Raw genomic sequence first — 18,708 nt, 5'->3', positions numbered from 1 at the left:
GGCCGAGCACCCTAGTTAAACAAAGGTAACGAAAACCAAAATGCCCGCATCCCCCGGTTAACAAGGCCGGAGAATGCGGGCACGAAAGCTCTAATGATTAGGCAGCCTTAGGAGCGTTTACGTCCTCAGGCAGAGCAGCCTTGGCAGCCTCGCACAGTGCGGAGAATGCCTCAAAGTCATTAACAGCAAGCTCAGCGAGGATCTTGCGGTCAACCTCGATCTCAGCCAGGCGCAGGCCGTGGATGAGGCGGTTGTAGGTGATGTCGTTCATGCGGGCAGCAGCGTTGATGCGCTGGATCCACAGCTTACGGAACTCAGACTTACGGGCGCGACGATCGCGGTAAGCGTAAGTCATGGAGTGCAGCCACTGCTCCTTCGCCTTACGGTACAGGCGGGAACGCTGGCCGCGGTAGCCCTTAGCGGACTTCAGAATCGCGCGACGTTTCTTCTTGGCGTTAACTGAGCGCTTTACTCGTGCCACAGTGATACTTCCTTAATTCAGATTGTGATGGCGGATGTGGGTTGATTCGGCGCTACTAAGCGCGGCCGAGCAGACGCTTTACGCGCTTGGTGTCAGGCTTTGCGACTGCCTCGGTGCCCTTCAGGCGGCGGGTACGCTTGGACGGCTTGCCTTCCAGCAGGTGGCGGCGGCCAGCCTGCTCACGGCGCAGCTTGCCGGAACCGGTCACCTTGATACGCTTTGCGGTGCCCTTGTGGGTCTTCTGCTTCATGAGTATTAAGTCCTTAAATCCTACGTGGAATCTGGTCTACTTCTTGCCCTTGCGAACCGGACCCAAGACCATGGTCATATTGCGACCATCCTGCTTGGGGCGCGACTCAACGACGCCAACTTCGGCAACGTCATCAGCCAAACGCTCCAAGAGGCGGAAACCGAGCTCCGGACGCGACTGCTCACGACCACGGAACATGATGGTCACCTTGACCTTGGATCCCTTCTCGAGGAAGCGGACTACGTTACCCTTTTTGGTCTCATAATCGTGATCATCGATCTTCGGACGGAACTTCTGTTCCTTCACCACGGTTTGCTGCTGGTTCTTACGGGCCTCGCGAGCCTTCTGAGCCTGCTCGTACTTGAACTTGCCGTAGTCCATGATCTTGGCCACTGGGGGCTTTGCCTTCGGAGCTACCTCGACTAGGTCAAGGTCAGCCTCGTATGCAAGCTTGCGAGCATCATCGGTACGGACGATGCCCACCTGTTCACCACCGGGGCCTACCAAACGGACCTCGGGTACTCGGATACGCTCATTGATGCGAGCTTCAGCGCTGATTGTGGTTCTCCTCGATTAGGGGGTGTATGAGTAAGTAGTTCACCTACCGGGACCACAAACGAAGCAAACCCGGTCTGCCATAGACAGCCGGGAGTTCTCACAGTGCCAAGCGTGAATGCTTGGTTACCTTTACCTTTATCCTACGAAGCGTGTTCGTGGCATCGGGTGGGAGAAACTCCGCTTGTGACCCACGAACCTCGACAAGGCGTCATGGGCGGTAGTGCCTTTGACAATAGCAGCTCCTTCCGCTCCTACCAAATTGCTACGCTCCTAGCGGGTTTTACAATGGGTGACTGCTTTAATGTCCCCTGCATCTACCCCAGTATCCACGATGTCTACCAGCTGATGGGCGAGGTACTTAACCGCTGGTTCGGCATCGGCGTAGTCCTCTCCGTCCATCACCACAGATAGCGCTACTCCCACGCGCTTTCCATCTACCTCATGAACTCCGAATTGACGGTAGGTGTACTCGTTTTCTTCCTCGTCCAAGCCCCAACCGCTTTTCGCACGGGTTCGCGGCTGCGCAGACAGGCCTACCCTTTGCCAAGACACAATGTCTTTGAGTACCTTGTGGACGTAGTCCGCTTCTGGAATGCACGGCAGTTCAGCGCCAAATACTGCTTGGTCCTTTAACGGCCACGTGGAATAGCCAAAAGCGGAGTCGTGAATATCTGCGTGTGATCCGTAGTCGTCGAGTAAAGCTTTGACCGCATTTTCTGCCGAACCCTCGCGCCATTGCACCTGCGACCACAAGGCAAAAGCGGCATCATTATCAGATTCCTTAATAGCCAAGTCCACCAAGCTTTTATCCGCACCGTCTTTAAGCGCCGCAATGGCGATGGGCACCTTGATGGTGGACCACACTGGCCCCTCGCCTTTATCGCCCGACGCAAAAGTGTCTTCACCTGCGGAAATGGCGACCCCTACCTTTGCATGATACTTCTTTGCGGTTTTGTCCACCGCACGGTCAAGCTGAGCACGCACCTCAGCTGGATCCGGCACCGCAGAGGTAGTCGTTGACACTGGGGCATCTTCTATCTTGGGGTCGCTAGAGCAGGCACTCATGGTACACAGACCGAGAGCTGCGAGCAGGCTAACTACAAGGCGGATATTTTTCACGCTTTGCCCTACTTCAACATGCCCTTTAGGTAGCCACCGGTATAGGAGCCATCTACTTGCGCAACGTCTTCAGGGGTTCCCTGCGCCACAACGGTACCGCCGCCCGCACCGCCTTCCGGGCCCATATCAACAATCCAGTCCGCTGCCTTGATGACATCAAGGTTATGTTCAATAACAAGCACCGAATTACCCTTGTCCACCAAGCCTTGGATAACCAGCATCAGCTTGCGAATATCCTCAAAGTGCAGTCCAGTAGTCGGCTCATCCAGAATGTAAATCGTCCTACCGTTGGTACGCTTTTGCAGCTCGGAAGCTAGCTTGACGCGCTGCGCCTCGCCGCCGGAAAGCGTAGTAGCAGCTTGGCCAAGGCGTACATAACCCAAGCCGACGTCGACAAGCGTGGCAAGGTAGCGGTGAATGGAGTTGATGGGTTCAAAGAAGTCCGCTGCCTCAGAGATGGGCATGTCTAGAACCTCGGCAATGTTTTTGCCCTTGTAGTGCACCTCCAAGGTTTCGCGGTTATAGCGTGCTCCTTCACACACCTCACACGGCACATAAACATCTGGAAGGAAATTCATCTCGATTTTGATGGTGCCATCGCCCTGGCACGCCTCACAGCGCCCGCCCTTGACATTAAAGGAGAAGCGTCCAGCCTTGTAGCCGCGGACCTTTGCTTCCTGGGTTTCGGCAAAAAGGTTACGGATCTTGTCAAAGACACCCGTGTAGGTCGCCGGGTTAGAACGCGGGGTACGGCCAATCGGACTTTGGTCAACTTGCACCAGCTTATCTAGGTGCTCCACACCTTCGACGCGCTTGGCACGGCCGGGAACCTGGCGGGCGCGGTTAAGTTTATTGGCCAAAGTCTTAGCCAAAATCTCATTGACCACGGTGGATTTACCCGAGCCAGACACACCAGTAATACATACCAGCACTCCCAGCGGGATTTCCACGTTGATGCCCTTGAGATTATTCTCCCGAGCACCCACCACCTTTAGGGTGCGGTCCTTATCAATCTCTCGGCGCTGGTCCGGTACGGCGAGCACCTTCTTGCCGGAAAGGTATTGTCCGGTGAGGGACTCTTCTACCTGTTCGATTCCGGATGGTTGGCCTTGGTAGACCACTTCGCCGCCATATTCGCCCGCACGCGGGCCTACATCGACGAGCCAATCTGATTCACGGATGGTGTCCTCATCATGTTCGACCACAATGAGGGTGTTTCCGATATCGCGCAGCCGCTGCAGGGTTTTGATGAGTCGCTGGTTATCACGCTGGTGCAGACCAATGGATGGCTCATCGAGCACGTACAGAACCCCTGCCAAGCCGGAGCCAATCTGAGTAGCCAGACGGATACGTTGCGCCTCACCGCCGGAAAGCGTAGACGCGCCGCGATCGAGCGTGAGGTAATTCAAACCGACGTCCAGGAGGAAGCGCAGGCGGGCTTGAGTCTCCTTAAGCACTGCCCCGGCAATGATTTCCTCACGGTGCCCCAGCACCAGGGAGTCTAGGAACTCAGAGGCGTCTTCAATAGAGAGCGCACAAAGCCCGGCAATGGACTGCTCACCGTGAGTCGTAGAGGCCAAGCGGACGGCCAAGATCTCCGGCTTCAGCCGGGTGCCCTTACAGGTGCTACACGGCACGCGGCGGGTATATTGCAGCAGGCGATCCTTTTGGGATTGAGAATCGGTAGTTTCCAGCTTGCGGTGAATAAACCCGGTAGCGCCTTCAAATGGGGCGGTCCAATTACGCTGGCGCCCGTAACGGTTCTTATATCGAACCTGGACTTCCTCATCGGTGCCATAGATCAGCGCGTGGCGCTGTTCCTCGGTTAATTCACTCACCGGAGTTTTGGGGTCAAACCCCATAGCCTTGCCTAAACCCTCTACTAACTTGACAAAGTAGCGCGAATTGGGGCTGGAGTGCCACGGTTGAATGGCATCTACAGCTGGAGCATCTGGATCCGGAATGAGCAGATCAACATCAACTTCCAATTTGGTACCCAGGCCATCACACACCGGGCAGGAGCCAAACGGAGCATTGAAGGAAAAGGCACGGGGCTCGTATTCTTCAATGGTCAACGTGTGGCCATTCGGACAGGCCGCCTTCTCCGAATAGGTATGGGTGAGTTCTTCCCTATCCACGAACTCAATGGTGACTAGACCATCTGCCAAGCGCAGCGCTGTTTCCACCGAATCCGTTAAGCGTTGCTTTTGTGAGGCCTTTACCTGCAGGCGATCAACCACTACCTCAATATTGTGCTTGATCTGCTTCTTCAACTTGGGCGGATCGCTTAGCTGATAGGTCTCCCCGTCCACTCGGACGCGGGAATAGCCCTGAGCGGACAAATCCTGGAAGAAATCAACAAACTCGCCTTTGCGCTTGCGCACCACCGGTGCGAGCACCTGAAACTTCAGTTTCTCTTCCAGCGCCAGCACGGCATCGACGATTTGCTGTGGCGTTTGGCGCTCGATTACGGCATCACACTTTGGGCAGTGTGGCGTTCCGGCACGGGAGAAGAGCAAACGCAGGTAATCATAGATCTCCGTAATCGTGCCCACCGTAGAACGCGGATTATGGTTGGTGGACTTTTGATCGATAGACACTGCGGGTGACAGACCGTCAATAAACTCCACATTAGGCTTGTCCATCTGCCCCAAAAACATGCGGGCATAAGAACTCAAGGATTCTACGTAGCGGCGCTGGCCTTCTGCGAAGATGGTGTCAAAAGCCAGCGAAGATTTACCAGATCCGGAAAGACCAGTAAAAACAACCATTTTATCGCGAGGGATATCGATATCCACGCCCTTGAGGTTGTGCTCGCGGGCACCGCGCACCACCAAACGATCAGCCACTGTGCTCAGACCTCCAGTACTAGGGATTGCAATCTTCCCTCGAATGTACCCGTAGGCTGGGACACATGACTAACGAGCTTCAGTTACATCAGATTTCTGTGTCCGAGATGGACAATAACTGCTACCTTTTGCAGGCGGGCGAAGAAGGCTTGCTTGTCGACGCCGCCGATGACGCCCCCGCACTCCTCGACATGGCCCAGAAGGCCGGCGTTAAAATCACCGCGGTACTAACCACCCACCGCCACTGGGACCACGTACGCGCGCTCAAAGAGGTTCTCTCTGAGACCGGCGCTATCCACTACGCGTCCTTCCTTGATTCTCCGGCTATCCCAGCCGAGGTAGACGTTGAGCTCCGCGAAGGCGACTCCATCAAGTTCGCGGGCCTCGACCTCCCCATCATCATCTTGCGCGGCCACACCCCAGGCGGCGCTGCACTAGTTACAAACATCGATGGCGTAATTAATCTTTTCGTGGGCGATTCACTCTTCCCGGGCGGCTTGGGCAAGACCACCTCTGAAGGTGACTTCGTACGCCTGTATAAGGACGTCACCGCGCGCATCTTTGATGAGTTCCCGGACAATACGATCGTGCGCCCCGGTCACGGCAAGTCCACTACCTTGGGCGAGGAGCGCCCCAAGCTGGAAGACTGGTGGGAGCGCCGCTGGTGATCCAGTGGCCAATTTCCGCGTACAATGGTCTAGCACACGATAGGTCTAAAACAACGAGCTAAGGAGCTTTAAGGACTATGATTCGCAAGCTTGCCCGCCCCATGCTGGCATCTGTATTTGTATGGGAAGGCGTAGACAACCTGCGCAACGCGTCCGAGCATGTAAAGGAAACCGAAGGTTTCCTCAAGAGCGTGCGCAAGGCCGTTCCTTCTGAGTACCAGGGCTATATTCCCAATGACCCGGAACTGGTTACCCGCGCTATTGGCGGCGCTAAGGTAGGCGCCGGCTCCACCTTGGCTCTGGGCAAGGCACCGCGCACCTCCGCTGCGGTTCTGGCCGCCGCAACTCTGCCCAACTTGATTGCTAAGAACAACTTCTGGGCTGCAGATAACAAGGAAGACAAGGAAACTCGCCGCAACGGCTTCCTTACCAATACCGCTTTGCTCGGCGCCTTGTTTATCGCTACCCAGGACACCGAGGGCAAGCCTTCCCTTCGTTGGCGCGCACAAAAGGCTGGTCAGCGCACGAACAAGAAGATTCAGCAGGCGCTGCCTACCAAGTCTGAGTCCGAGCAGAAGCGCGAAGAGCTCTCCGCCCGTGCCAACGAGGTTTCCACCAAGGCCGGCGACTGGATCAACGAAACCTCTGCAAAGGCACAGGCTTATGTAGATGACAACAAGGATGACTGGCAGTCCACCGGCCGCGGGTTGCTCGATACCGCAAAGTCTTACGTTGACGATGCCAAGACTTATGTTGAAGACAATAAGGACGATTGGCAGGAGTCTGGCCGCGATTTGCTGGGCAACGCAAAGTCCTTCATTGAGGACTCTGTCGATAATGCCAAGACCTATGTTGAAGATAACAAGGGTGACTGGCTTGAGGCCGCACAAGCCAATCGCGACACCGCCCGTACCGGTGCTGTAAAGGCCGCTACCAAGGCTCAGGCACGTGCAGATAAGGCCGTCGCCAAGCTGGATGGTGCGAAGTCCAAGCGCGCAAGCAAGAAGGCTTCCAAGCATGCTGAGAAGCTGCAAAAAGAGGCAAATAAGAAGATTGAGGCAGCAATCAAGAAGCTGGAAAAGCGCTCTAAGTAGCCACAACTTCTGCGGCCGAATAACTCGGCAGTGACACACGGCCCAGCCTTATGCTGGGCCGTTGTTCTTTGTCATGGCAGGGTCTAAACTCATCTCTCCCCTTGCCGGACAGCGTGCCCGGCCCATCCCCATCAACGTCCAATTACCAAGGAGTCACGTGAACTCAGCATCCAATAGGCACGCGGCGGCTGCAGGTTCCTCGGAGCGCACAGCCATCGCTACTGAGCAAGATTATGTGGACGGACTTTTTTCGCGCCTCGACGATGAGGTGGCGGCAGCCAATAGAAGGCTTAATGAGGTGCAGGCGGATGTAGATCCTTCCACGCCGGACGCGGACGCCTTGGTGCGCCGTGAAACCGAATACCACGGGTTGCAGGCAAAGCTTGATCGTCTCAATGTGGCCCAAATGGGCTTGGTCTTTGGCCGCATTGATATCGACGCCCCCGGCGATAATCCCACCCCCGAAGGCCTAGACCGCCGCTACATCGGCCGCATGGGACTAGATGCACGCGAAGATGACTATCGCACACTGCTTTTAGATTGGCGTGCTCCAATGGCGCGGCCTTTCTATCTCGCTACCACGGCCCAACCGGAAGGCGTCCACACCCGTCGCCAAATTCGCACCAAGGGACGCACCGTCACCGGAATACACGATGAGGTTCTTTCCGGCCCCGGTGTGCGAGAAGAAGAAGCAGGAGTCGCGAGCGAATCGGCGCTCTACCACGCCATGCAACGGGCACGTACCGGCCACATGGCGTCAATCGTGGAGACCATCCAGCGAGAGCAAGACGAGATTATCCGCGATAACACCCGCGGCGTCATGGTAGTAGAAGGCGGCCCAGGTACGGGTAAGACCGCTGTTGCTCTGCACCGTGTGGCTTACCTGCTCTATACCCACCGCGAACTACTTTCTGCCACGGGTGTCCTCATCGTGGGCCCTAATAGCAGCTTTTTGGACTATATTTCACGGGTGCTGCCAGAACTGGGCGAGACTGGCGTGGTGCTATCAACCATCGGCGGGCTCTTCCCCGGAATCGAACCAGAACACGAGGAAGACCTCGTCGCTCGCGAAATCAAAGGTAGTGCCGCCATGGTGGAGATTCTCTCCACCGCGGTCAAGGACTATCAGCTTCTTCCTGCCGCCCCATGCGAGCTGGCAATTGATGGCCTCAGCTTAAGCGTTACGCCCGGCATGGTGAAAAGAGCCCGCACTCGGGCCCGGCGCTCGCGAAAGCCACACAATGAGGCTCGCGGTGCCTTTATTGAGCACCTCGTAGAAGACCTTGCATTGCAGATGGCTGAAAAGGTCGGGGCGGATCCGCTCGGCGGGAAGAACCTCCTTTCGCGCGCCGATATCGATCAATTCCACGATGACCTTGCAGAAGATACGGCCGTTACTGCATTGATCGATGAGTTCTGGCCCGAGCTCCACCCCACCGACGTGCTTGCTGGCCTATTCTCCTCACCTGAGCGCATTGCCTCTGCTGCCCGCGGGTACGACGATGAAACTCAAGAGGCGCTCTACCGAGAACAAGGGCGAGCATGGACAGATTCGGATGCCGCCCTCCTAGATGAGCTAGCCGTCCTCATCGGCCTGCCCAACCCTGAGGAAAAGAAGGCAGCCGATGATGCTGCGTGGCGCGAACAAGTGGCAGAAGCAGAAGACGCCCTAGATATCTTGTCTTCTTCCGAGTCCACAGATAATGACGATGACATGTTTGAAGCGGAAATTCTTTCTGCCCATGATGTCATCGACGCCGAGACCTTGGCACACCGTCAGGAGGTACGCGATAAGCGCACCACTGCCCAACGCGCCCGCGAAGACCATACGTGGGCGTATGGTCATATCATCGTGGACGAAGCCCAGGAATTAACTCCCATGGAGTGGCGGATGCTCTTTCGTCGTTGCCCTTCACGGTGGATGACCTTGGTGGGCGATACTTCCCAGACCGGCTCACCGGCGGGTGTTGATGATTGGGGCGAGGCTCTGGAGCCGTTCGTGGCGCAGCGCTTCCGCCACCATTTTCTCACCGTCAACTATCGCACCCCGCAGCCCATCACTGAGCTGGCTAATGGACTATTAGAGATGATTAACCCTGATGCCATCCCGGCTACAGCCATCCGTGATGGCGTGCAGGTGCGCCGACTTGCACAGGGCAGCTACACCCCTGGTGTACACAGGGAGGCAGACGGCAGGCTCACAGCAGTTATTGACGCCGCCACGGCAGAACGCTTTAAAGGCTTAGAGTTTGACCATGTGGTGGTACTCGATCCGCAGAGGATCGTCGATGCCTCCCCGCAGGGTTTGCAGAATCTCTATGTCTGCATCACTCGTGCTACCCAGTCGCTTACCCTCGTCGGTGACTGCGGCGAAGTTCTTTAGGCTCCCGTAAGCTTTAGGCCATGGCCTTATCTGACATTGCGCGCAAAACTGAAAGCTCGCTGAACACCTTTACTTTGAAGCGTTCTCTACGGCGGGGATGGAAGCCCCAGATTGTGGGCTATACCGGGTATGGCACCACCGAGCAAGTAAGGGTTGTTGGCCGCGTACTCATGCACGATCCTGATGAAGGCAAAAAGGATTCCTGGGGTGAACGCGGCTACCAGCAGTTTCTTACTATTCAGGTGGGAAACCACGACATTTCAGTGACTATTGGTGAAAAGACCGTCGCGGGCACAACCAATAGCAACGGGTACGTTGACATCCTCGTTCACGAACATGGGTTAGAACCTGGTTGGCATACGGCAACGATCGAGGCCGCCAACGCGCAAGCCGTGGAAGTCCAGGTGCTCATCGTGGATCCGAGCGCCAAGATTGGCATCATCAGCGATATTGATGACACGGTTTTAGTTACGTGGCTGCCACGTGCGTTGACAGCGGCGTGGAACTCTTGGGCTAAGCGCCCCAGCAAGCGACAGGCCGTTGCTGGAATGGCCGAGTTCTATGCTCAGCTGCAACAGCGATTCCCAAAGGCCCCAGTGTTCTATCTTTCTACGGGAGCATGGAATACTTTTGGCTCGCTGAAAAAATTCCTGTCCCATCATAATTTCCCCGCAGGCCCCATGCTGCTCACCGACTGGGGTCCGACCGAGACGGGCCTTTTCCGCAGCGGACAAGAACATAAGCGGGTTCAGCTACGCAATCTACTCATCGCTTACCCGGACATGCAATGGATCCTGATCGGCGATGACGGACAGCACGATCCATTGACTTACGGCGATGTGGCTAACGAGCACCCAGACCGGATTCACTCTGTGATCATCCGCAATCTAAGCCCGCAGGAGCAGCTGCTCTCGCATGGCTCCCTGAGCCCCCTGGCAGATGCCAATGAAGAGGGCCATTTCACAATCCCACTGATTCAGGGCGCAAACGGCAGTGCCCTTGCCGCAGCCTTCAACGCCGCGCACCCCACGGAGTAAGCAGCGCTTAACGACGAAACCCGCCTTGGTCTTCTTAACAAGGCCAAGGCGGGTTCAATCACCACATTTAGCTGACAGTGTGAACGATCATCACGTCGCAGTCCGACTGGCGAGCAACGTCTGCAGGTACGGAGCCCAGCAGGCGGCCGGTCAGGGAGTTGATGCCGCGGTTACCCACGATGAGCAGGTCAGCATCGTTGTCATTGACGATGGACATCAGGGCCTGGACCGGAGTACCAGGGCGAACAGCGGTTTCGACCTTAGAAGCACCGAACTTCTCAGCGTGAGCCTTGGCGTCCTTCAGGTTAGCCTCGGCCTTCTCATCGCCCAAAATGGTAACGGAATCCTGGCGCAGGGTCTTGGAAGCCTGCTCCTGGTTCTCGTAGTAAGCACAACCGATGATCAGATTGGAATCGAATGCGGCGGCAATCTTTGCTGCTCGCTCTACAGCGAGGAGAGAAGACTTAGAACCGTCAGTACCGACAACGATCGAGTTGTAGTCGCTCATGATGACCTTTCTTTGTGGGAATGTACCCGGTGTGTTTATTTAGCCTACAGGGGCATTACTGCCAGTGTAACAACGAGAAACGATTAACGTTCCTCGGTGGTATTAACTACGACGACGTCTACCGTTGACTTGTGGGTTAGTTCCGTTGGCACAGAACCGAAGACTCGACCACGGACGGAATTCACGCCGCGGTTGCCCACAACGAACAGGTCCACATCATAGTCCTGGCCTACTTCCAACAAGGCTTTTACTGGGTCTCCAGATTTTCCTACGATTTCAATGTGCTCCGCACCTTCCGATTCGGCGATACGGGTGGCATTGGTCAAATAGGTCCCAGCCATGTCCTCACTTACAACGGGCAGACCGGCTTCGTCGCCCCTCGGAGCGCCAAGCATGGATCCAGCGTGGTTATAAAAGGCTGAGATAATAATCAGCTTGGCGTCGTACGCCCGTGCCATGGACGCCGCTGCGCGAACCGCGCGCAGGGAGGTTTCAGAGCCATCGGTGCCGACGGCAATGTTTTTATAGGTAAGCATCATTCTCCTTGCAGTTGAACCATTTCACAGTGACAACTAAACGGCGCTTCTGGCACCTATTCAGTATAACTAGCGCAGCCGTTTAGAGAAGCACCCGCAGAATCAATCAGCACACTTTTAGGGGGAGAAAACTAAATCCCCGCTTCTTTCAAGCCGCGCAATTCCTTCTTCAAATCGGCAATCTCATCGCGTAGGCGGCCGGCCAGCTCGAATTTGAGCTCACGGGCGGCTGCACCCATTTGGGCCGAGAGGTCGTCGATAAGCGCCTGCACCTCATCGGTAGCCATACTAGAAATATCCCGCTTTTCTACCATGGCCGAAGGATCGGAAGTAGCCTCCTCGTCTCCGCCGTCTTCATAGACCTGGTCAAGGATATCCGCGATCTTCTTACGCAACGGCTGCGGATCAATGCCATGTTCCCGGTTATAGGCAATCTGCTTCTCACGGCGCCGTTCCGTCTCCTCAATTGCCTCTTGCATAGAGTCGGTGATTTTATCGGCATACATGATGACCTCGCCAGACACGTTACGGGCAGCACGGCCAATGGTCTGAATGAGCGAAGTTGTAGAGCGCAGGAAGCCTTCTTTGTCCGCATCCAAAATGGCAACGAGCGAGACCTCAGGAAGGTCAAGGCCCTCGCGCAGAAGGTTAATGCCCACGAGAACATCGAATTCTCCCAAGCGCAATTGCCGCAATAATTCGACGCGCTGCAAGGTATCGATATCCGAGTGCAGGTAGCGCACCTTTATCCCCTGCTCCAACAGATAGTCAGTAAGGTCCTCTGCCATACGCTTAGTCAGCGTGGTCACCAACACACGCTCTTGCTTCGATATGCGAGTGCGCACCTCATCAATGAGGTCATCAATCTGCCCTTTGGTGGGCTTGACAGTAACCTTCGGATCCACCAGACCAGTCGGGCGAATTACCTGCTCTACGTATTCGCCATCCGAGGACGTAAGCTCGAAATCGCCTGGGGTGGCGGACATGTATACGGTTTGTCCGACCCGCTGTTCAAACTCATCAAAGGTCAACGGGCGGTTATCCACTGCGGACGGCAAACGGAAACCGAATTCGACCAAGTTGCGCTTGCGCGACATATCGCCCTCGAACATGCCGCCAATCTGTGGAACTGTAACGTGTGACTCATCGATGATGGTGAGAAAATCCTCTGGGAAGTAATCGAGTAGCGTAGCCGGAGCTGAGCCAGCCGGACGACCATCGACGTGACGGGAGTAGTTCTCGATACCGGAGCAGAAACCTACCTGCTCGATCATCTCCAGATCGTATTCGGTGCGCATGCGCAGACGTTGCGCTTCAAGCAGCTTGCCGCGGTTTTCTAGATCCTCCAAGCGCTCAGCCAATTCCTCTTTAATCGCTGCCACGGCCTTTTCCATGCGTTCGGGCCCGGCCACGTAGTGCGTGGCCGGGAAGATGCGAACCTCATCTACTTCCTCTATGACATCGCCAGTCACGGGGTGAATGTAATACAGGGAATCGATATCGTCGCCGAAGAATTCAATGCGCACCGCACGTTCCTCGTAGGCCGGAATGATATCTACCGTATCGCCCTTGGCGCGGAAGGTGCCGCGGGTAAACCCCACGTCATTGCGTTCATATTGGATATCCACCAGCAGTCGCAGGAACCGATCGCGGTCCAACTCCTCATCAACAGAAATGATTACCGAGCGATCCAGGTAGGACTGTGGAGTGCCCAAGCCATAAATGCAAGACACGGAAGAGACTACAACCACGTCCCTGCGAGACAATAGTGCCGACGTAGCTGAGTGGCGCAGGCGCTCTACGTCCTCATTGATGGAGGAGTCCTTTTCAATATAGGTATCGGTCTGCGCAATATATGCCTCTGGCTGGTAGTAGTCATAATAAGAAACGAAGTACTCTACTGCGTTATGCGGCAAGAGCTGGCGCAGCTCGTTCGCTAGCTGCGCAGCCAGGGTTTTATTGGGCGCCATCACCAACGTGGGCCGCTGCTGCTTTTCGATGAGCCACGCGGCGGTGGCAGATTTACCGGTACCGGTAGCACCCATCAGCACAACATCGCGCTCATCACGGTTGAGTCTGTCATTGAGCTCTGCGATGGCGGAGGGCTGGTCACCAGCCGGTTCATATTCAGAAACGACCTGAAACTCGCCCGGCGTGCGCTCGACCTCGCTGACAACGCGGTGCTCGGAATTTGGAATAAGGGGATGTTCAGCAGCAAAAGCCATACCCACTACTCTACTGTTTAGGTGGCGCGCCTAGCTACGTTCAGGGCAAGGAGTTCTGCGCGGTGCGAAGCCATTCTTCCAACTCGCCAGTGGTCTCCCACAGCGCATAAACGGAAGACGTCTCGGGCCGCATCGCACTATTGATGCGGCGGCGCAGCCAAGCCTTTGACTGCGGCGTGTACAGGGGCGCGAGATCCTCGCGCTCGATGCCTTCCGGCAGTGCATCAGCCTTTAATTTCAACAAGGCGCCGAGTGCAATCATAGTTTCTGCGTCATCCGAGTCGATAGGCTCTGTGGAACATGATTGCTGAAAGCTTTTGAGATCGAAGGAACCATCCCGCAAGCTTGCGAGTAGTTCTCGCGCCGCGTGATTATCAAAAGGCCCAGTATCCCACGTTCCCACGGCGGGTAGCTTAAGCTGCCCAGGTTAACAAGACTTCGAAATGGCGTAAACTTTAGCTACCCAATGGTTAAACCTTCGGTGACTCCGCTTCAATGCGGTCCAGGACCTCAGTCGTTCGCACACGTAGCTGGTCAAGCGTGCCGTTATTATCAATGACGTGCGTGGCCGCGGCAAGCCGCACCTCATCCGGTACCTGTGCCGCAATGCGACGGCGCGCATCTTCCTCTTCTATCCCTCGAAAAGCCACCAGCCGACGGACGCGCTCTTCAGGATCCACATCGACCACAATGACGTAGTCCATGTCTTTGTCCAGGCCATTATCCACCAACAGCGGCATATCATAAACGGCGAAGTCACAGCCATCTCCACGCGCCGTCGCAAATTGCCGCTGTGTCTCCTCTTGGATGCGTGGATGGGTAATAGAGTTCAGCAACTCAGTGTGCTCTTTGTCCGCAAAGGCCCGGCGTGCCAATTCCTTGCGGTTAAGGCTGCCATCCGCCAGCAGGATTTCCTCTCCAAAAGCTGCGACCAGCTCGGATAAAGCAGGCTTCCCAGGCTTCACAACGTCGCGTGCAATGCCATCGGCGTCGACCACTCGCCACCCACGTTCACAGCACAAAGATGCAACTGTTGACTTACCGCTGCCAATGCCACCTGTAAGGCCAATGAGTTTCATGGTCGCCACCCTACGCGAAAAGGAGCCCCACCATACGCGATGGTGGGGCTCTTCATTGCGATTCAGGAGAAAGCGTCTCTTTTACTCTGCGTCCTCCGCCTTTGGAGAAATGTGCAGCAACACATCGCTCAGGGAAACGTGGCCAGGCTCGCCGGTGACAGTTCCAAACTTGGTGGCGTTGGTAACTACCACAGGGGTAATCAGGTTATAGCCTTTGGAGCGGATAAATTCCGGGTCAAAGGAAATCAATTTATCGCCTGCGGAAACGCGTTGCTTCTTTTCCACATGGACCTCAAAACCTTCGCCTCCCAGCTCCACGGTGTCGAGACCTACGTGAATGAGTAGCTGCACGCCGTTGTCCAAGCTCAGTCCTACCGCATGGCCAGACTTTTGAACGGTGAGCACCTTGCCGTCGGCAGGCGCAATGACCGCATTACCAGCCGGCTGGACCGCCATACCCGGGCCCAGCTTTGCCGCGGCGAAAATGGGATCCGGAACTTCCGATAGAGCGACCGCCTCGCCCTCGAGGGGAGATTCCAGCGCAATAGCATCTTTCCCAGCCTGCTTAGTGGCCACGCCGGCAGCAGCAGCGCCTGCGGAGCTGGCGGGAACGGCGCCGCCCTCGATCGCGGAGTCCGTACCATTGCCCTTAAGGAACTTCATCTCTGCGCGAGCAGCTGCATCGTCAACAGTCTCGCCTTGTTCGCGCGCAATGCGCTCCAAGTCAGCCTGCTTCTCTTCTGCCGTGCGGTAGCCGAAGAACAAGGTGAGGAAGAAGGAAGTAAGGAATGCCGCCGAGATGCCCAGCACATAGCCCAAATGTGGGGTCATGGCACTGGTGGTCAACGCCGAGGTAAAGACGAACGCCTCTGCGCGGACGTCGAAAAGACCGATAATTGCGCCACCCAATGCACAACCTGGCAGCAACCGGTAGTAGCTGCGGCGGAAGCGCAACAGGATGCCATAGAGCGACGGCTCCGAGACGCCGCCAAGTATGCCGGCTGCGAAAGCACCGATGGAGACCTGGCGCATTGCATTGTTCTTCTCCTTGAAGGAGATGACCATGACCGCGCCGACGACGCCAAAGCAGGCGAAATTCCAAGCGCCCATCGGACCTTGAATGAAGTCGTAGCCGTAGGTGGCGATGTTCTGGATCATGATGACGTTCAGCGGCCAGTGCAAGCCCATGGGAACGAGGAACGGGTAAAGCAGCGGAACAACTATAGCCAAGATGAATGGCGAGAAATCATTGATTTGATAAAGGACCCAGGAAATGCCGTTGCCCACACCAATGCCGAACGGGCCAAGGAGGAAGGCCGTTGCCGGAATCATAATCAGCAGGGAGAAAAATGGTACGAAAACCATTTGTACCGCGCTTGGGATAATCTTCTTCAGTCCCTTTTCCACCCAGTACAGGCCGATTGCAGCCAGAATCGGGGGAAATACCTGGGAGCCATAGGAGTTAATAACCAACGGCAGGCCAAAGACATTAGCGGTATCTCCTGCTTCGCCTAGGGACAAAAACTCCGGGGTAAGAAGTGCTGCTGGGATAGCGGCGGAGACCCACATGTTCGCACCCAGCTTCTGAGCCGCGGTCGCACCCACCATTACCGGGAGGAAGTAAAAGACCGACTGGAACATGGCGTGAGCCAAACGGAAGCCTTCCGGCTGCTCATCCAGCGGCGCACGGAAGTCTTGAATGTGAGCGGTGTCCGCCAAGATCAGCAGCATGATGATGAGCGAGGCGCCCAACAGTGCCCAGAGAACTGGGCGGAAGGTATCAGAAAGAAACTCGAAGCAGTAATCTACCCAGTCGTACTTGCCACGAACGCCGTCGTACTCCTTCTTGGAGGACGCCGTTTTCTCACCGGAAGCGTGTACACCGGGCAGCTTGATGATTTCGTTGTAATAGTCAGCAACGCCGCCACCCATGACTACTTGGTAGCCGTGGGCGCCTTGTGGCACGGTGCCTAGCACCGCTGGGTCGCTGTCGAGCTTTTCTTTATCAACTTTCCCCGCATCAGCAAGTTGGAAACGCAAGCGCGTCGCACAGTGCGTCAGCGACGTAATATTGTCAGCGCCGCCGATACTTTCAACGATGTGGGCGGAAGTGTCCTTGGTAGATGCCACTTCTTACTCCTCAGTTCAAATACCACTTATAACCAGTGCAGCACTGGCTATAACGTCATAGTTGAGTATAAGAGGATTCCCACATGAACAAAAGCCCGTTTTGTGGGCTTGCCAGGAGATTTTTGCCTCCCCCTTCTTAACTGCGCTGGTCAGCCACTTAAAAACCTCAAATGGCTTAGCAAACGTTTGCAGGGCCTGTCTCAAAGATCACAAAAGCCGCGCCCACCCCGTCTATATGACGAAGTGAACGCGGCCTTGAAGCTGAGCTCTAAACTCAGCAGGGAACTAAGCGGAAGCTTTAGTTGCCAGCGAGCTTATCGCGCAGTGCGGCGAGCTGCTCGTCGGAAGCCAGGGAGCCGCCAACCTCTGCCTGAGTCTCGGATGCCGGAGCTGCATCAGAGGAATCAGAGGAGTAGTTGGAGGACTCTGCAGACTCAGCAGCCTCAGCGGCTGCGGCGCGGTTGCGCTCGATCTGAGCGGTGTGCAGGTTGAAGCGACGCTCGGACTCTGCGTAACGTGCCTCCCAAGCCTGACGCTGCTCGTCGAAGCCTTCCTTCCACTCGTTGGTCTCAGGGTCGAAGCCCTCAGGGAAGACATAGTTGCCCTGCTCATCATAGGAGTCAGCCATGCCGTACTTGGACGGATCGAACTCTTCGGTGTAGTCCTCGTCTGCCTGCTTAACAGACAGGGAGATACGACGACGCTCGAGGTCGATGTCGATGACCTTGACCATAACTTCCTGGCCAACGGTGACAACCTGATCCGGAACCTCGACGTGGCGCTGAGCCAGCTCGGAGATGTGAACCAGGCCCTCGATGCCCTCTTCGACGCGAACGAAAGCGCCGAATGGAACGAGCTTGGTGACCTTGCCTGGAACGATCTGGCCCACAGCGTGGGTGCGGGCGAATACGCGCCACGGATCTTCCTGGGTAGCCTTCAGGGACAGGGAAACGCGCTCGCGGTCCAGATCTACGTCCAGAACCTCAACGGTTACCTCGTCACCAACGGTGACAACCTCAGATGGGTGGTCGATGTGCTTCCAAGACAGCTCGGAAACGTGAACCAGGCCGTCGACACCGCCGAGATCGACGAAGGCGCCGAAGTTGACGATGGAAGAAACAACGCCCTTGCGGACCTGACCCTTCTGCAGCTGGTGCAGGAACTCGGAACGAACCTCGGACTGGGTCTGCTCCAGGTATGCACGGCGGGACAGGACAACGTTGTTGCGCTGCTTGTCCAGCTCGATGATCTTTGCTTCCAGCTCCTGGCCGATGTACGGCTCCAGGTCGCGGACGCGACGCATCTCAACCAGAGATGCAGGCAGGAAGCCACGCAGGCCGATGTCCAGAATGAGGCCGCCCTTGACAACCTCGATAACGGTACCGGTGACAGGCTCTTCCTTGGCCTGCAGCTCCTCGATGGCGCCCCAAGCGCGCTCGTACTGTGCACGCTTCTTGGACAGGATCAAGCGACCTTCCTTATCCTCCTTGGTGAGAACAAGTGCGTCAACCTCATCGCCGACCTCGACAACCTCATCTGGGTTGACGTCGTGCTTGATGGACAGCTCGCGAGAAGGGATAACGCCTTCGGTCTTGTATCCAATGTCCAGCAGTACCTCGTCGTGGTCAACCTTGACGACAGTACCCTCGACAATGTCACCATCGTTGAAGTACTTGATGGTGGCGTCTACAGCTGCGAGGAAGTCCTCTGCGGTTCCGATATCGTTGATCGCAACCTGCGGGGTGTTAGAAGATGGCATATTAAGAAATGCTCCGAATAAATGTAGGAAAT

16 protein-coding genes are annotated in these 18,708 nt (G+C 56.1%); 4 read left to right on the top strand and 12 right to left on the bottom strand.

Going from position 1 to position 18,708, the window contains the following annotated elements; translation table 11 throughout:
* Positions 1-97: 97 nt before the first annotated feature.
* The 5 genes from rplT to uvrA form a co-directional block, all read right to left on the bottom strand.
* A complete protein-coding gene (gene rplT / locus QP904_RS06990) occupies positions 98-481 on the bottom strand; it encodes a 50S ribosomal protein L20 (protein WP_005323264.1) in 384 nt (127 codons plus the stop codon).
* A 55-nt stretch (positions 482-536) separates the two neighbouring features.
* Positions 537-731: a 50S ribosomal protein L35 gene (gene rpmI, locus QP904_RS06985; RefSeq protein ID WP_023021641.1), complete on the bottom strand. Its 195-nt coding sequence runs from the start codon at positions 729-731 to the stop codon at positions 537-539.
* A gap of 36 nt (positions 732-767) precedes the next feature.
* The gene (gene infC / locus QP904_RS06980; protein ID WP_080970442.1) at positions 768-1,289 is read right to left on the bottom strand and encodes a translation initiation factor IF-3; all 522 of its coding nucleotides are present in this window, start codon (positions 1,287-1,289) and stop codon (positions 768-770) included.
* A 270-nt stretch (positions 1,290-1,559) separates the two neighbouring features.
* On the bottom strand, positions 1,560-2,408 hold the full coding sequence (locus QP904_RS06975; RefSeq protein WP_234288097.1) for a serine hydrolase: 849 nt from the start codon (positions 2,406-2,408) through the stop codon (positions 1,560-1,562).
* 8 nt (positions 2,409-2,416) lie between these two features.
* A complete protein-coding gene (gene uvrA / locus QP904_RS06970) occupies positions 2,417-5,257 on the bottom strand; it encodes an excinuclease ABC subunit UvrA (protein WP_284835792.1) in 2,841 nt (946 codons plus the stop codon).
* A gap of 65 nt (positions 5,258-5,322) precedes the next feature.
* Between uvrA and QP904_RS06965 the strand changes: the two genes are divergently transcribed.
* The 4 genes from QP904_RS06965 (at position 5,323) to QP904_RS06950 (ending at position 10,439) form a co-directional block, all read left to right on the top strand.
* Entirely contained in the window at positions 5,323-5,925 is a 603-nt protein-coding gene (locus QP904_RS06965) for an MBL fold metallo-hydrolase (RefSeq protein WP_200287571.1), read from the top strand.
* 77 nt (positions 5,926-6,002) lie between these two features.
* Positions 6,003-7,019, top strand: coding sequence for a DoxX family protein (locus QP904_RS06960; protein WP_248100364.1), 1,017 nt, complete (start codon positions 6,003-6,005; stop codon positions 7,017-7,019).
* A gap of 157 nt (positions 7,020-7,176) precedes the next feature.
* Positions 7,177-9,402 carry a HelD family protein gene (locus QP904_RS06955; RefSeq protein WP_023021647.1) on the top strand — a complete coding sequence of 742 codons (2,226 nt, stop codon included), beginning with the start codon at positions 7,177-7,179 and terminating at the stop codon, positions 9,400-9,402.
* 20 nt (positions 9,403-9,422) lie between these two features.
* Positions 9,423-10,439, top strand: a complete 1,017-nt coding sequence (locus QP904_RS06950; protein ID WP_023021648.1) for an App1 family protein phosphatidate phosphatase — start codon at positions 9,423-9,425, stop codon at positions 10,437-10,439.
* 67 nt (positions 10,440-10,506) lie between these two features.
* Here the strand turns inward: QP904_RS06950 and QP904_RS06945 are convergent, their stop codons facing one another.
* The 7 genes from QP904_RS06945 to rpsA form a co-directional block, all read right to left on the bottom strand.
* The gene (locus QP904_RS06945; RefSeq protein WP_005323273.1) at positions 10,507-10,947 is read right to left on the bottom strand and encodes a universal stress protein; all 441 of its coding nucleotides are present in this window, start codon (positions 10,945-10,947) and stop codon (positions 10,507-10,509) included.
* Positions 10,948-11,030: 83 nt separating this feature from the next.
* Positions 11,031-11,483 (bottom strand): universal stress protein, encoded by a 453-nt coding sequence (locus QP904_RS06940; protein WP_023021649.1) that lies wholly within the window; start codon positions 11,481-11,483, stop codon positions 11,031-11,033.
* Between the two features lie 131 nt (positions 11,484-11,614).
* Positions 11,615-13,708 (bottom strand): excinuclease ABC subunit UvrB, encoded by a 2,094-nt coding sequence (gene uvrB, locus QP904_RS06935; RefSeq protein WP_086588508.1) that lies wholly within the window; start codon positions 13,706-13,708, stop codon positions 11,615-11,617.
* Positions 13,709-13,748: 40 nt separating this feature from the next.
* Positions 13,749-14,111 (bottom strand): DUF4259 domain-containing protein, encoded by a 363-nt coding sequence (locus QP904_RS06930; protein ID WP_051138343.1) that lies wholly within the window; start codon positions 14,109-14,111, stop codon positions 13,749-13,751.
* A 67-nt stretch (positions 14,112-14,178) separates the two neighbouring features.
* Positions 14,179-14,787, bottom strand: a complete 609-nt coding sequence (gene coaE / locus QP904_RS06925; RefSeq protein WP_284835791.1) for a dephospho-CoA kinase — start codon at positions 14,785-14,787, stop codon at positions 14,179-14,181.
* Positions 14,788-14,868: 81 nt separating this feature from the next.
* A complete protein-coding gene (locus QP904_RS06920) occupies positions 14,869-16,917 on the bottom strand; it encodes a glucose PTS transporter subunit IIA (RefSeq protein ID WP_284835790.1) in 2,049 nt (682 codons plus the stop codon).
* A 298-nt stretch (positions 16,918-17,215) separates the two neighbouring features.
* Positions 17,216-18,676, bottom strand: coding sequence for a 30S ribosomal protein S1 (gene rpsA / locus QP904_RS06915; RefSeq protein WP_023021654.1), 1,461 nt, complete (start codon positions 18,674-18,676; stop codon positions 17,216-17,218).
* Positions 18,677-18,708: the final 32 nt, after the last annotated feature.

The organism is Corynebacterium nasorum (assembly GCF_030229765.1).
Lineage (GTDB): Bacteria > Actinomycetota > Actinomycetes > Mycobacteriales > Mycobacteriaceae > Corynebacterium > Corynebacterium kefirresidentii.
Note: the sequence above shows the minus strand (reverse complement) of the source record. Positions and strands in the feature narration are given on the sequence as shown.

Bases quoted from the DNA above. Each gene is read 5' to 3' on its own strand.
- rpmI (WP_023021641.1), bottom strand. From the start codon at position 731: ATGAAGCAGAAGACCCACAAGGGCACCGCAAAGCGTATCAAGGTGACC.
- QP904_RS06965 (WP_200287571.1), top strand. From the start codon at position 5,323: ATGACTAACGAGCTTCAGTTACATCAGATTTCTGTGTCCGAGATGGAC.
- QP904_RS06960 (WP_248100364.1), top strand. From the start codon at position 6,003: ATGATTCGCAAGCTTGCCCGCCCCATGCTGGCATCTGTATTTGTATGG.
- QP904_RS06950 (WP_023021648.1), top strand. From the start codon at position 9,423: ATGGCCTTATCTGACATTGCGCGCAAAACTGAAAGCTCGCTGAACACC.
- QP904_RS06945 (WP_005323273.1), bottom strand. From the start codon at position 10,947: ATGAGCGACTACAACTCGATCGTTGTCGGTACTGACGGTTCTAAGTCT.
- QP904_RS06940 (WP_023021649.1), bottom strand. From the start codon at position 11,483: ATGCTTACCTATAAAAACATTGCCGTCGGCACCGATGGCTCTGAAACC.
- uvrB (WP_086588508.1), bottom strand. From the start codon at position 13,708: ATGGCTTTTGCTGCTGAACATCCCCTTATTCCAAATTCCGAGCACCGC.
- coaE (WP_284835791.1), bottom strand. From the start codon at position 14,787: ATGAAACTCATTGGCCTTACAGGTGGCATTGGCAGCGGTAAGTCAACA.
- rpsA (WP_023021654.1), bottom strand. From the start codon at position 18,676: ATGCCATCTTCTAACACCCCGCAGGTTGCGATCAACGATATCGGAACC.